The 12855-nt window shown below is 74.0% G+C and carries 12 protein-coding genes and 1 pseudogene; 7 read left to right on the forward strand and 6 right to left on the reverse strand.

Annotated elements, in window-relative coordinates; all coding sequences use genetic code 11:
* The first annotated feature begins 48 nt into the window (after positions 1-48).
* On the forward strand, positions 49-1218 hold the full coding sequence (locus AC27LF_RS30205) for a thiolase family protein (protein ID WP_479659775.1): 1170 nt from the start codon (positions 49-51) through the stop codon (positions 1216-1218).
* A gap of 4 nt (positions 1219-1222) precedes the next feature.
* On the opposite strand, the gene AC27LF_RS30210 is transcribed toward AC27LF_RS30205, so the two are convergent.
* Positions 1223-2014: a TVP38/TMEM64 family protein gene (locus AC27LF_RS30210; protein WP_479659774.1), complete on the reverse strand. Its 792-nt coding sequence runs from the start codon at positions 2012-2014 to the stop codon at positions 1223-1225.
* Positions 2015-2400: 386 nt separating this feature from the next.
* On the opposite strand from AC27LF_RS30210, the gene tuf reads away from it, so the two are divergent.
* Complete coding sequence (gene tuf / locus AC27LF_RS30215; protein WP_479659773.1) at positions 2401-3579, forward strand: elongation factor Tu; 1179 nt, start codon at positions 2401-2403, stop codon at positions 3577-3579.
* Positions 3580-4150: 571 nt separating this feature from the next.
* The gene (locus tag AC27LF_RS30220) at positions 4151-4996 is read left to right on the forward strand and encodes a spermidine synthase (protein WP_479659772.1); all 846 of its coding nucleotides are present in this window, start codon (positions 4151-4153) and stop codon (positions 4994-4996) included.
* 274 nt (positions 4997-5270) lie between these two features.
* Here AC27LF_RS30220 and AC27LF_RS30225 read toward each other — a convergent pair whose 3' ends face one another.
* On the reverse strand, positions 5271-6278 hold the full coding sequence (locus tag AC27LF_RS30225; RefSeq protein WP_479659771.1) for a DUF8017 domain-containing protein: 1008 nt from the start codon (positions 6276-6278) through the stop codon (positions 5271-5273).
* 102 nt (positions 6279-6380) lie between these two features.
* The gene (locus AC27LF_RS30230) at positions 6381-7466 is read right to left on the reverse strand and encodes a lysylphosphatidylglycerol synthase transmembrane domain-containing protein (RefSeq protein ID WP_479659845.1); all 1086 of its coding nucleotides are present in this window, start codon (positions 7464-7466) and stop codon (positions 6381-6383) included.
* Positions 7467-7980: 514 nt separating this feature from the next.
* Here AC27LF_RS30230 and AC27LF_RS30235 point away from each other — a divergent pair.
* Entirely contained in the window at positions 7981-8625 is a 645-nt protein-coding gene (locus AC27LF_RS30235; RefSeq protein ID WP_479659770.1) for a DedA family protein, read from the forward strand.
* Here AC27LF_RS30235 and AC27LF_RS30240 read toward each other — a convergent pair.
* Both AC27LF_RS30240 and AC27LF_RS30245 read right to left on the reverse strand, forming a co-directional pair.
* Positions 8592-8862, reverse strand: a pseudogene (locus tag AC27LF_RS30240) (3-phosphoshikimate 1-carboxyvinyltransferase); the annotation flags it as partial. The gene AC27LF_RS30235 and the pseudogene AC27LF_RS30240 overlap by 34 nt on opposite strands.
* Positions 8861-9388, reverse strand: coding sequence for a gamma carbonic anhydrase family protein (locus AC27LF_RS30245; protein WP_479659769.1), 528 nt, complete (start codon positions 9386-9388; stop codon positions 8861-8863). The gene AC27LF_RS30245 and the pseudogene AC27LF_RS30240, both read right to left, overlap by 2 nt.
* A 140-nt stretch (positions 9389-9528) precedes the next feature.
* Here AC27LF_RS30245 and AC27LF_RS30250 point away from each other — a divergent pair, with 140 nt between their 5' ends.
* The 3 genes from AC27LF_RS30250 (at position 9529) to AC27LF_RS30260 (ending at position 11591) form a co-directional block, all read left to right on the forward strand.
* Complete coding sequence (locus tag AC27LF_RS30250; protein WP_479659768.1) at positions 9529-10293, forward strand: acyltransferase; 765 nt, start codon at positions 9529-9531, stop codon at positions 10291-10293.
* Positions 10294-10430: 137 nt separating this feature from the next.
* A complete protein-coding gene (locus AC27LF_RS30255) occupies positions 10431-11003 on the forward strand; it encodes an XRE family transcriptional regulator (protein WP_479659767.1) in 573 nt (190 codons plus the stop codon).
* Positions 11004-11033: 30 nt separating this feature from the next.
* Positions 11034-11591: a YbaK/EbsC family protein gene (locus tag AC27LF_RS30260; RefSeq protein WP_479659766.1), complete on the forward strand. Its 558-nt coding sequence runs from the start codon at positions 11034-11036 to the stop codon at positions 11589-11591.
* A gap of 2 nt (positions 11592-11593) precedes the next feature.
* On the opposite strand, the gene AC27LF_RS30265 is transcribed toward AC27LF_RS30260, so the two are convergent.
* Positions 11594-12847, reverse strand: coding sequence for a cation diffusion facilitator family transporter (locus tag AC27LF_RS30265; RefSeq protein ID WP_479659765.1), 1254 nt, complete (start codon positions 12845-12847; stop codon positions 11594-11596).
* Between the last annotated feature and the right edge of the window lie 8 nt (positions 12848-12855).

Consider the following 12855-nt stretch of genomic DNA (forward strand, 5'->3'; position numbering starts at 1 on the left):
ACCGGTAGCCGCCCAGCTCACGGCCCGGCGGCCAAGGAGGTCGGCACCATGCGTGACGCAGTCATCGTCGAAGCCGTGCGCACCCCGATCGGCAAGGGCAAGCCGAACGGCTCCCTCGCGCACGTCCACCCCGTGGAACTCCTCGCCCACACCCTGCGCGCCCTCGTGACGCGCTCCGGCGTCGACCCGGCCCTGATCGACGACGTCATCGGCGGCACCGTCGACCAGGTCGGCGAGCAGGCCATGAACACCACCCGGTACGCCGTGCTGTCGGCCGGCTTCCCGGAGACCGTCCCGGCGACCACGGTGGACCGCCAGTGCGGCTCGTCCCAGCAGGCCGTGCACTTCGCCGCCCAGGGCGTGCTGTCCGGCGCCTACGACCTCGTCGTCGCCTGCGGCGTCGAGTCGATGAGCCGGGTGCCGATGTGGTCGAACGTGCCCGCGGGCACGGACCCGTTCGGACCCGGAGTCGCCGCACGCTACCCGGAGGGACTTGTTCCGCAGGGCATCAGCGCCGAACTCATCGCCGCCAAGTGGTCCCTCACCCGCGCGCGGATGGACGAGTTCGCCGTCTCCTCCCACCGAAGGGCCGCCGCGGCGTGGCAGGACGGGCTGTTCGACGCCGAGGTCGCACCGCTGGACGGCGTCGTACGCGACGAGTGCGTACGGCCGGACAGCACGCCCGAGATCCTCGCCGGGCTCAGGCCCGCCTACCACGACCCCGGCTTCGCCGAGCGCTTCCCGCAGATCGAGTGGAACGTCACCGCGGGCAACGCCAGCCCCGTCAACGACGGCGCGTCCGCCGTCCTGATCGCCTGCGCCGACACCGCCGCCCGGCTCGGCCTGCGCCCCCTCGCCCGGCTGCACAGCTTCGCCGTCACCGGCTCCGACCCGTTGCTGATGCTCACGGGTGTCATCCCGGCCACGGAGAAGGTGCTGCGCAGGGCGGGGCTCACCCTCGGCGACATCGACCTGTTCGAGGTCAACGAGGCGTTCGCGAGCGTCGTCCTGGCCTGGCAGCAGGAGACCGGCGCCGACCCCGCCAGGGTCAACGTGCACGGCGGCGCGATCGCCCTCGGCCACCCGCTCGGCGCCAGCGGCACCCGGCTGACCACGACCCTCGTGCACGCGATGCGCGCCCGCGGCGCCCGGTACGGACTGCAGACCATGTGCGAGGCCGGCGGACTCGCCAACGCCATGGTCCTTCAGGCCGTCTGACGGTTCATCGCGGGCGCAGATGGTGGCGCTTGCGCCAGGCCACCACGGCACCCGCCAGGGCCGGTACGGCGATGCAGGCCATCGCGATCAGGAAGGCGGGCGACGTCGGCGCCGAGGCACGCGCGCCCGCCACGACGTACGCGGCGGTGTTCGGGATCGAACCGAGCGCCGTCGCCAGCAGGAACGGCAGCCAGCCCATGCGGGACACGGCGGCGCAGTAGTTCGCCGCCCAGAACGGCACGCCGGGGAACAGCCGCGCCGCCATCATCGAGCGGAAGCCGTGCCGGCTGAGCTGACCGTCGGCGGCCCGCAGCCAGCGCCCGCGCAGCAGCGGCCGGAGCGCGTCCTGGCCCAGCACCCGGCCGAGCCCGAACGCGACGGCGGCACCCAGCACGGTGCCCACCAGGGCCGTGCCGAGCCCCAGCGAGGAGCCGAACAGGGCGCCGGCCGCCAGGTTCAGCAGGGGGCGCGGCACGAACGGCACCGTGCACAGCCCGTACGCGACGGCGAACACGGCCGCCGCGGCGTACCCGCCGAGCTGTGGCGGCCAGCCGTGGGTGAGCAGTCGTTGCGGCTCGAACAGCAGCACCGCCGCGGCGGCCGCCGCGAGCAGCGTCACGAGCAGCGACAGACGCGACCAGGGCGACAGCAACGCGCGCGTGCAGCGCGCCGCGAAGCCCGCGCGCGTGAGCGGCGGACCGGCCGCCGCCGTGGGGACGGCGACGGCCAACTCCGTGGCGGCGGCCCGGGGAGAGGCCGTGGCGGTGCCCCCAGAGCGGTTGGTGGCATCGAGCATGCCGGTGACAGTAACCGACGAAGATGTCGGATCGACGTACGGACCGTCGTATGCCGGTCACCTCGTGGCCCCCGTGCCGCCGCCGGCCCACGCCGGGCAGCCGCCGGCGGCGCCCGCGCCGGGGCAGCCGAGGTCGCGCGCGTCGGCGCGGGAAAACCATTCGACGCGGCATGCCGTGTCGGCGATGATCGACGCCATGTTCCGGCTCGCCTTCGTCCTCGCAGCATCCGCGGTCGCGGATGCCCCGAAGGCTGCCGTCCCGATCGTCGTGGCCGTCGACGGCGCCCGAAGCTGACCCTCTCCGGATCGTCCGGCGGACCCCGCAGGGGGAGGGTCGGTGCCTCTCAGGGGTCCCCACATCAGTCACGAGGCTTCGAGGTACAGCCATGCCCAAGACGGCGTACGTGCGCACCAAACCGCACCTGAACATCGGCACGATGGGCCACGTCGACCACGGCAAGACCACCCTGACCGCCGCCATCACCAAGGTCCTGGCCGAGCGCGGCACGGGCGGCGGCACCCGGTACGTGCCGTTCGACCGCATCGACCGGGCCCCGGAGGAGGCGGCGCGCGGCATCACCATCAACATCGCGCACGTCGAGTACGAGACCGACACCCGGCACTACGCGCACGTCGACATGCCGGGCCACGCCGACTACATCAAAAACATGGTCACCGGCGCCGCGCAGCTCGACGGGGCGATCCTCGTCGTCTCCGCGGTCGACGGGATCATGCCGCAGACCGCCGAACACGTGCTGCTCGCCCGGCAGGTGGGCGTCGACCACATCGTCGTCGCCCTCAACAAGGCCGACGCGGGCGACGAGGAGCTGACCGACCTGGTGGAGCTGGAGGTCCGCGAACTGCTCACCGCGCAGGGCTATCCCGGCGACTCCGTACCCGTCGTACGGGTCTCCGGGCTCAAGGCCCTGGACGGGGACCCGCGTTGGACCGCCGCGGTCGAGGCGCTGCTGGACGCGGTGGACACCTATGTGCCGGTGCCGGAGCGGTACCTCGACGCGCCGTTCCTGCTGCCCGTGGAGAACGTGCTGACCATCACCGGCCGGGGCACCGTGGTCACCGGCGCGGTGGAGCGCGGCACCGTCCACGTCGGCGACCGGGTCGAGGTGCCCGGCGCCGGTCTTGAGACGGTGGTCACCGGTCTGGAGACCTTCGGCAAGCCGATGCGGGAGGCGCAGGCCGGGGACAATGTGGCGCTGCTGCTGCGCGGGGTGCCGCGGGACGCGGTGCGGCGCGGGCATGTCGTGGCGGCGCCCGGCAGCGTCGCACCGAGCCGTCGCTTCGCCGCGCGGGTGTACGTCCTCTCCGCGCGTGAGGGCGGGCGGACCACCCCGGTGTCCACGGGCTACCGGCCGCAGTTCTACATCCGCACCGCGGACGTGGTCGGGGACGTCGACCTCGGCGCGACGGCGATCGCGCGTCCCGGGGACACCGTCACCATGACGGTGGAACTGGGCCGCGCGGTCCCGCTGGAGCCGGGCCTCGGCTTCGCCGTCCGCGAGGGCGGCCGAACGATCGGCGCGGGCACGGTGACATCGGTCGGCTGACGGCCCGGCGGGGCCCGTGAAGGTGGCTGGGGCTCACGAGGGGTGGGTCCTTTGACGGTGTGCGGGTGGGTGTCATGTGGTTGCGGGGCGCGGCGGTCGGTGCGATGCCGTTGGCGCCAGGCGGTCCTGGTCCGACCGGCAGTACGCCGTTGCTGGGGCTGGGGCTTGGGCCGGGCCTGGGGCTGGGGCGGTCGGCCGACGGTCCGGTGCGGTCCCGGGCGCGGTGGCGCGTCCGGGACCGCCGCGGCCGGCAGGCCCCGTCCGTGGCGGTCCGTGGCGAGGGCGGCGCGGGTCCGCGCCGGGCGGGCCCCGTGTCGGTGTGCGGGCGCGTGTCACATGGTTGGGGGCGCGGCGGTCGGGGCGGCGCCCGCCGGTGCCAGGGGCCCCGGCCCGACCGGCAGCACGCCGTCGCTCCGGCGGCCGGCCAGGGCTCGCGCGCGGGCGGGCTCGGCACGACCCCGCGGGCGGACCCGGCGCGGGATGCCGGGCCCAGGTGTCCGTCGGGAGGTCGGCCTGGGGCGGGGGTGGGAAGGGGGCGGTCCGGGGGTGGGGGTACCGGCACAATGGGGGAGTGAGTGATGCCATACCCGTTGTCCGTGTCACCGACCACGGCACGGCGAAGTTGATGCCGGACGTGGACCGGGCGCGGGCCTGGCTGCTCACGGTCGACGGCGCGCCGCAGTCGTATGTCGACCTGGACGAGCCGACGCACCTGGAGTTCGAGTACGCCCGCCGGCTCGGGTATGTGCTGGACGTCGCGGCGGAGCCGGGCCGGCCGCTGGACGTGCTGCATCTCGGCGGAGGCGCCCTCACCCTGCCCCGCTATGTGGCGGCGACCCGGCCTGGCTCGCGGCAGGACGTCGTGGAGGCCGACCGGGCGCTGCTGGCCCTGGTCACCGAGCGGCTGCCGGTCCCCGACGGCGCCGGCATCGCCCTGCACCCCGCCGACGCCCGAGCCTGGCTGGAATCGGCCGCCGACGACACGGCGGACGTGCTGATCGCCGATGTCTTCGGCGGCTCCCGGGTCCCCGCACATCTCACCTCGCTCGGCTACGCCCGCGAGGCCGAACGCGTGCTGCGTACGGGCGGCGTCTATCTGGCGAATCTCGCCGACGCCGCGCCCTTCGCCTTTCTCCGCTCCCAACTCGCCACGTTCGCGGCCGTGTTCGAGGAGCTGGCGCTGATCGCCGAGCCGGGTGTGCTGCGGGGCCGACGGTTCGGCAACGCGGTGCTCGTCGCCGCGCACCGGCCCCTGGACACGGCGGCACTGGCCCGCCGCACGGCCTCCGACGTCTTCCCGGCCCGGGTCGAACACGGCCCCACGCTGAGGGAGTTCATCGGCGCGGCCCGACCGGTCCCGGACGCGGAGGCCGTACCGTCGCCCGAGCCGCCCGAGGGGGCGTTCGGCATCGGCTGAGGCCCGGATCGACCCGGATCGGCCCGGATCGGCGCGGGTGGCGCGAATCGGCGCGGTTGGCCCGGACGGGACGGCCGCGGACCCGCCCGATCAGGAACCGCCGAGCAAAGGACCGCCACCCAGGATCGCCCCCTCGCGGGAGGACCGCCCCGCTCCGAAACACGTCCCGCTCAGGACCGCCCCGCTCAGAACGCCCCCTCCCGGGGTCGCCCCGCTCAGGACCGCCGGGCAAAGGCCGCCCCGCTCAGGACCGCCCCTGTCCGGGCCGTCCCGTTCAGGACCCCGTCGGTTCGCCGTGTACCCGCACTGTGCTGAGGATCTTCATGACGGTCTCCGTGTCCAGTTCCCCGTCCACGCCCTTGGCGGCGTAGAGGTTGAAGGACACGATGTCGTCCGCCGAGTTCCGGAAGGCGAACGTGATCGCCTTGCCGTCGCTCGCGCACTTGCCGGTGCGGGGGTTGCCGGTCGAACGCGCCCACGCGTAGGCGCCCTTGACGCCCGTCTTGGTGGTGTAGTCCGTGGCCTTCTTGTCGTAGGTGATGCTCTTCTTGTCCGGCTGCGTGTAGCCGCCGTAGACCCACCAGGGCACGCCCCGGATCGCCGCGTCGCCGGGGCTCTTGGCGCCGCTCTCGCCCTTGGTGCCCGCCACGGCCAGCGGAGTGTCGTCGGTCTTGCCGTCCATGTCGTCGTCGGAGGTGCACCACTTCGACTTGTACTCGGCCGGCGCCGACATCATGATCAGCGGCTTGGCGTCGGGGGACTTGCGGTCCTCGAAGCCGATCGAGGTGCCCGGGGAGTCGAGCTCCCATTCGGCGGGCACGTCGAAGGCCGTGCCCCACTTGGGGTTGACGACCACTTTCCAGCCCGCCACGAGCGGCTTCTCGGTCTCGGTGGTGCGCGGATTGGGTTCCTCGGACGACTCGCTCGCCGTCGGGTCCGCCGAGGACGACTGGCCGGACTTGTTGTCCGCGCCGCCGCCCGCCTTGTCGCCCTTGTCGCCGCCCAGCACCAGGAATCCGGTCACGCTGGCCGCGACGACCACCGCCGTCGCCGCCACGATCGCGACGAGCTTCGTCCGGTTCCCGCCGCCCCCACCCTGCGGCGGCTGCGGCTGGGGCGCTCCGACGGGTGCGGGCGTGCCCCACTGCGACTGCTGCGCATACGGGTTGGGCTGCTGGTAGCCGGGCTGCTGGTACGGGTTGGGTTGTTGGTAACCCGGCTGCTGATACGGGTTGTTCTGCGGATTCTGCTCGCCCCCTGGCGGCTGCTGTCCTGGCCACATGGGCAGTAACCCTAGTGCGGCGCCGGACACGATTCGGTCACCGGACCTCGTCAGGGCCGTACCGAACCGGCACGCCGGCCGCGCGGTGTTCCCCGGCCGTGTTCACAGCACCTTGGCGCGGATCAGTGCCGACAGCACCAGGGCGCCGGGCAGCAGCGGCAGCCAGTCCATGAGCACGCGGAACCCGATGACGGTCGCCGTGGCCAGGGCCAGCGGGGCGTCGAAGGCCACCAGCGTGAAGACCACCGCGGCGTCCACCGCGACGCCGCCCGGCGCGGGCACCGCACCCACCGCGGTGCCCGCGGCCAGGTACGCCACGACCACATGCGTCCATGGCACCGGCAGCCCGAGCGCGGCCCCCACCGACGCGAGCACGCACGCCTGCGACAGCGGCATCGCCGCGGCCCCGCCCCACAGCGCGAGGACCCGGCTGGGCCGGGTGTGCAGCACCCGCGCGTCGGCGAGGGCGGTGCGCAGCAGGCCGGTCACCGGGCGGCGCAGCGGCCGTACGACCGTGACGAGCAGGACCGCGACGGCGGCGCAGGTGCTCACGACGGCGATCACCGCGATCAGGGTGCGTCCGTCCGGCACCAGATCGCCGAGCCTGCGTCCGGCGGGCGAGGCCAGCAGCAGAGTCAGCAGCACCAGCGTCTTGGCGACGGGCTTCACCAGCGAGTACAGGGCGAGCGAGGCCGTGGCCCGGTCCAGCGGAATGCCGCGGCCCCGCAGGAAGCGCAGCGTGACGGCGTGCGCGCCGAGACCCGCGGGCAGCGCGTGGTTCGCGGCACCGGCGGCGAACTGCGAGGCCAGCAGCAGTCCGGGCGGCAACCGGTCGGGGAGGGCGCCCTGGCGGACGCAGGAGGCCGCCACCCAGCCCAGACAGGTGAAGCCGAGCCCGGCCAGCAGCCACCCCGGGTCGGCCGCGGCCAGCCGGGCGACACCCTCGTACAGCAGGGGCCGATTGGTCAGCCCCCAGATCCCGGCCAGCAGGAGCGGGCTCAGGCACAGCACGAGCCGGATCGGGCGGGTCGCCATGAACGGCACCGGACGCCCGGGCGCGTCGATCACGCACGAGGGCGGCTCGGCCCGTGACGTGCCCGCTGCGGCGGGCACGGCGGGCACAGCGGGCACGTCGGTCACGGCGCTCCTCAGGGTGCTCACGGTGCTCGCGAGGGGCACGTCGGCCACACCGGTCACGGCGCTCCTCACGGCGCTCACAGCGCTTACGGCGGACTCATCGGCCGCAGCGGTCACGGCGGTCACCTGGTTCACGGTGCTCCCGGCGGGCACGTCTGCCACATCGGTCACGGCCGTCACGGCGCTCGCCGCGCCGGCCGCAGGTGGTTCGGGCGCGGGCGCGTCCGGCATGGGCCGTTCGGGCGTGAGCGCGTCGGGCGTGCGCGGGGGTGCTTCCGGCCGGAGTGGGGAGGCTGCGGACGGGAGCGTGGGGACTGAGGACACGGGGTACGTCGTCCTTCCGCATCGGGCCGCGCGGCGACGGCCTGAGGGTGCGAGGCGGGGAAACCGCGGGGAGCCTTCCCGTTCCGTGTGACACGCGGATGTCCGAGAGCCGAAGGGCCGTCGGCGGGACGGTGCCGCGGGCCGGTCCGTGCGCCCGCGCCCCGGTGAACGGGTAGCCTGCACAGGGGCGTGCCGTCGCAGCCGCCCGGTGGTGCAGGACCCGACAGGGAAGGAACCGGCGTTGCACGTCCAGGAATGGCTCGACACCGTGCCCGCGGTGGCCGTCTACGCCGTGGTGGCCCTGATCATCGGTCTGGAGAGCCTCGGCATCCCGCTGCCGGGCGAGATCGTCCTGGTGTCGGCGGCGCTGCTCTCCTCGCAGCACTCGGGCATCAACCCGGTGGTCCTCGGCGCCTGCGCGACCCTCGGCGCCGTCGTCGGCGACTCCATCGGCTACGCCATCGGCCGCAAGGGCGGACGTCCGCTGCTCGCGTGGCTCGGCAAGAAGTTCCCCAAGCACTTCAGCGAGGGGCATATCGCCACCGCGGAGCGGTCCTTCGAGAAGTGGGGCATGTGGGCGGTGTTCTTCGGCCGCTTCGTCGCCCTGCTGCGCATCTTCGCCGGCCCGCTCGCCGGCGTCCTGCACATGCCGTACTGGAAGTTCCTGATCGCCAACGTCCTCGGTGGCATCTGCTGGGCGGGCGGCACCACCGCGGTCATCTACTACGTCGGCGTGGTCGCCGAGGACTGGCTGAAGCGGTTCTCCTGGCTGGGCCTGGTGGCGGCGGTCCTGATCGGCCTGACCTCGATGCTGGTGCTCCGCCGCAAGGCCAAGAAGGCGCAGGAGTCCCGGACCGAGTCGGAGCCGGTGCCCGTCCGCGACTGACCGATGACGGCGCCGGCCGTCACCATGCGGTGGTCCTCGTACGTGTGGAAGATCCCGCCGTGCAGCGCGCGGGCGGATGTGCGGGCCGCCAGCGGTCTCGGTCACATCGCCGCCCAGCTCGTTGATCTCCTTGGTGAGCGCGGCCGGCCGGTCCGTCTCGCGCAGCCGCGGAGGGGACACGCCGCCGAGGGCCGACGGGGAGTCCGCGACCGCGGCGACCGCCGCGATGCCCGGGCTACTCGTGCACCGCGCGGTGCGTCCTGGCCAGCTCCGCGTACAGGGTGCCGTTCAGCGTCAGGCCCCGCCGCTCCTCGTCGGTGAGTTCCCGCCTCACCTTCGCGGGCACACCGGCGACCAGCGAACCCGGTGGGACCGTCATCCCCTGCGGCACCAGCGCCTGCGCCGCGACCAGTGAACCAGCCCCGATCACCGCCCCGTTCAGCACGGTCGCGCCCATGCCGATCAGGCAGTCGTCCTGCACCGTCGCCCCGTGCACCACGGCGTTGTGGCCGATGGAGACCCGCTCGCCGACACGGACCGGGAAGCCGGGGTCGGCGTGCAGCGTGACGTTGTCCTGGACGTTCGCGCTCGCCCCGACGGTGATCCGCTCGACGTCGCCGCGCAGCACCGCGCCGTACCAGACGCTCGCGCCCGCGTGCAGCGTCACATCGCCGATCACCGAGGCGGTCGGGGCCACGAACGCCCCCGCGTCGACCCGGGGCTCCCTGCCGCCGATGCCCACGATCAGCGCCCTGTGCGTCATCTGCGTCCACCGTTTCGTCCGCCGGGGCGGGCCCACCGGCCCGCCGAGGGAATCACACCGGCACCGTACGCCATCCGGTGGGGCGAAGATCACAGCGATGCGGTCTCTTGGCCGCGGCGCCCGCTGAGTACCGTGAGCGGGTGCCGAAGCCCAAGAACACGTTCTCGTCCTGGCGGCGCCGCCTCGCCCAGCGAGTCGTCCACGCGGGCTGGGCCTGGGCGCAGCGCGTGGGGTCCGTCACCGCCGAGCACCCGGGCCGGCTGCGCTTCGGCGCGATGGGAACGGGTACCAGGCTCGCCTTCCCGCTCGGCACGGTCTTCGGCGAACCCTGGATCCGTCTCGGCGCCCACTGCATCATCGGCGAGCAGGTCACCCTGACCGCGGGCCTGATGCCCGACCTCGACCTCGGCCCCGAACCGATCCTGCGCATCGGCGACGGGGTCGTCCTCGGCCGCGGCAGCCACGTCATCGCCGACACGACCGTCACCATCGGCAGCGACTGCTACTTCGGGCCGTATGTGTACGTGACGTCCACCAACCACTCCTACGACGACCCGCACCAGCCCATCGGACGGCAGTGGCCGCGGATGGAGCCGGTGCGGATCGGACCCGGATGCTGGATCGGCACCGGAGCGGTGATCCTGCCGGGCGCGCGGATCGGCCGGAACGTGGTCGTGGCGGCCGGCGCGGTGGTCCGCGGCACGGTGCCCGACCACGCGGTGGTGGCCGGCGCACCGGCACGGGTGGTGCGGCGCTGGACACCCGACGACGGCTGGCAGCCCCCGCTGCGCACACCCGCCCCGGTGCCGATCCCGGACGGCGTCACACCGGAGCAACTGCTGGCGCTGGCCGACCTCGACGAGGAGGCCGTGACCCGGCTCGCCGAACTGGAGGCCGACGGCTGACCCGCCCTGGGCGGGCACGCGGACGGGCGCGCAGTACAGTTCGGTGAACGCCCGGGTGCATCGCGCCGTAGTGCAGTCGTAGTTCAGTCAAGTAAACTGTGACATTTGAAATATTGGACCGTAGTAGTGGACGTATCGTGTCGGACCTTGATCTGCTGACCCAGTCCCTCGCGCGCAACGTCAAGCGCTGGCGCACCGAGCGCGGCTTCACCCTGGACGCGCTGGCCGCCCGGGCGGGGGTCAGCCGCGGCATGCTCATCCAGATCGAGCAGGCCCGCACCAACCCCAGCCTCGCCACGGTCGTCAAGATCGGCGACGCCCTCGGCGTCAGCATCACCACCCTGCTCGACTACGCGCAGGGCCCCACGGTCCGCATCGTCCCCGCGGACCGGGCCGTACGGCTCTGGCACACCGACGCCGGCAGCTACAACCGGCTGCTCGCGGGCGCCGAGGCACCCGGCCCGCTGGAGATGTGGGACTGGCGGCTGATGCCGGGGGAGAGCAGTCCCTCCGACCCGCACCCCGCCGGCACGGTGGAACTCGTCCACGTCACGGCGGGCGAACTGACGCTCACCGTGGACGGCGTCGAGCACCGCGTCCCGGCCGGCGCGAGCGCGTCCTTCGACGCCGGCACGGCGCACACGTACGGCAACACCAGCGACGTCCCGATGGAGATGGTGATGACCGTCTCCGTACCGCCCGTGCGCTGAGGCCCGGCGAGCGCCTGTTAGCGTGCGGACATGCGCGCACCCATCGGAGACTTCGACACCGCCGTCCCCGCTCCGGACCGCCTCGACGAGCTGATCGCCCCGGTCGCCGACGCCGTGCGCCACTGGCGCGGCAGCGTACCCGCCGACCAGATCGTGCACGTCGACACCGAGCCCGAGTGGGCGGACACCGCCGTCTTCGTCGAGCACTACGGTCGCGACCTGCTTCAGCGGTCCGCGAACTGCGTGGTCGTCGCGGGCAAGCGGGCCGGTGAGACGACCCTCGCGGCGTGCGTCGTGCCGTCCACCACCCGGGTCGACGTCAACGGCGTGGTCCGCCGCCAACTGGGCGCGCGCAAAGCCTCGTTCGCCTCGATGGACACGGCCACCGGGCAGACCGGCATGGAGTACGGCGGCATCACCCCCATCGGACTGCCCGCCGGCTGGCCGGTGCTGGTGGACTCCGCCGTCGTCGACCTGCCCTACGTCCTGGTCGGCAGCGGTCGCCGGCGCGGCAAACTGCTGGTGCCGGGCAAGGCGTTCGCCGAACTGCCGGGCGCGGTGGTCCTGGAGGGGCTGGGCGTCGCCTGACCTCAGGCGGTCATGTGGTGCGCCAGCGCCCGGTGCGGGTCCGCCTCGCCGGGCGCGTGCGCCGGATCGGCGTGCACCAGGGCGGCCGTCAGCCGCGGCACGGCGTGCAGCAGGGCGTGCTCGGCGTCGACCGCGATCGCGTGCGCCCGCCGGACCGTCGCGTCGCCGTCCACCACGATCGCCACCTCGGCCCGCAGCCGATGGCCGATCCAGCGCAGCCGCACCGCACCCACTCCGCGCACGCCCGGCACCGCGCGCAGCGCACGCTCGGCCCGGTCCACCAGCGCCGGGTCGACGGCGTCCAGCACCCGCCGGAACACCTCGCGCGCGGCGTCCCGCAGGACCAGCGCGATGGCGGCGGTGATCGCCAACCCCACCAGCGGGTCGGCCAGTTGCCAGCCCAGCGCGGACCCGGCGGCGCCCACCAGCACGGCCAGCGAGGTGAAGCCGTCGGTACGGGCGTGCAGGCCGTCGGCGACGAGCGCGGCGGAGCCGATCGCCCGCCCCACCCGGATCCGGTAGCGGGCCACCCACTCGTTGCCCGCGCAGCCGACCAGCGCGGCCACGGCCACGGCTGGCAGATGCTGCACCGGGCGCGGGTCGAGGAGCCGGTCCAGCGCCGTCCACGCCGCGAAGGCCGCCGACGCGGTGATGGTCAGCACGATGGCGATGCCCGCCAGGTCCTCGGCGCGGCCGTAGCCGTAGGTGAAGCGCCGGTTCGCCGCGCGGCGGCCGAGCAGGAACGCGATGCCGAGCGGCACGGCCGTCAGCGCGTCCGCCGCGTTGTGCGCCGTGTCGCCGAGCAGCGCCACCGATCCGGACGCGACCACCACCACGGCCTGCGCGAGCGCGGTCGCACCGAGTACCGCCAGGGAGACCCACAGCGCCCGCATGCCACGGGCCGAGGTCTCCAGGGCCGCGTCGAGTTTGCCGGCGCTGTCGTGGGAGTGCGGGGTGAGGAGATGACCGAGGCGGTGCCGCAGGCCGGAAACCGGCCGGGACGGCCCGTGCCCGTGGTCCTGCCCGTGGTCGTGCCCGTGCCGGCGTTCATGGCCGGCTCCGTGGCCAGGGTCGTGGTCGTGCGCGTGGCCGTACCGGTGCGCGTGCTCGTGGCCGCGCCCCCGCTCGCCGCCGTCCGCGTGCCCGTGACCGTCCGCGGGCCCGTGGTCGTGGGCGTCGGCGTGCCCGTGCCTGTGGTCGTGGGCGTGGCCGTCCGCGTGCCCGTGGTCGTGTTCGTGCCGGTGCCGGTCGCTCACGTGGATCC

It is taken from the genome of Streptomyces diversicolor, assembly GCF_057537855.1.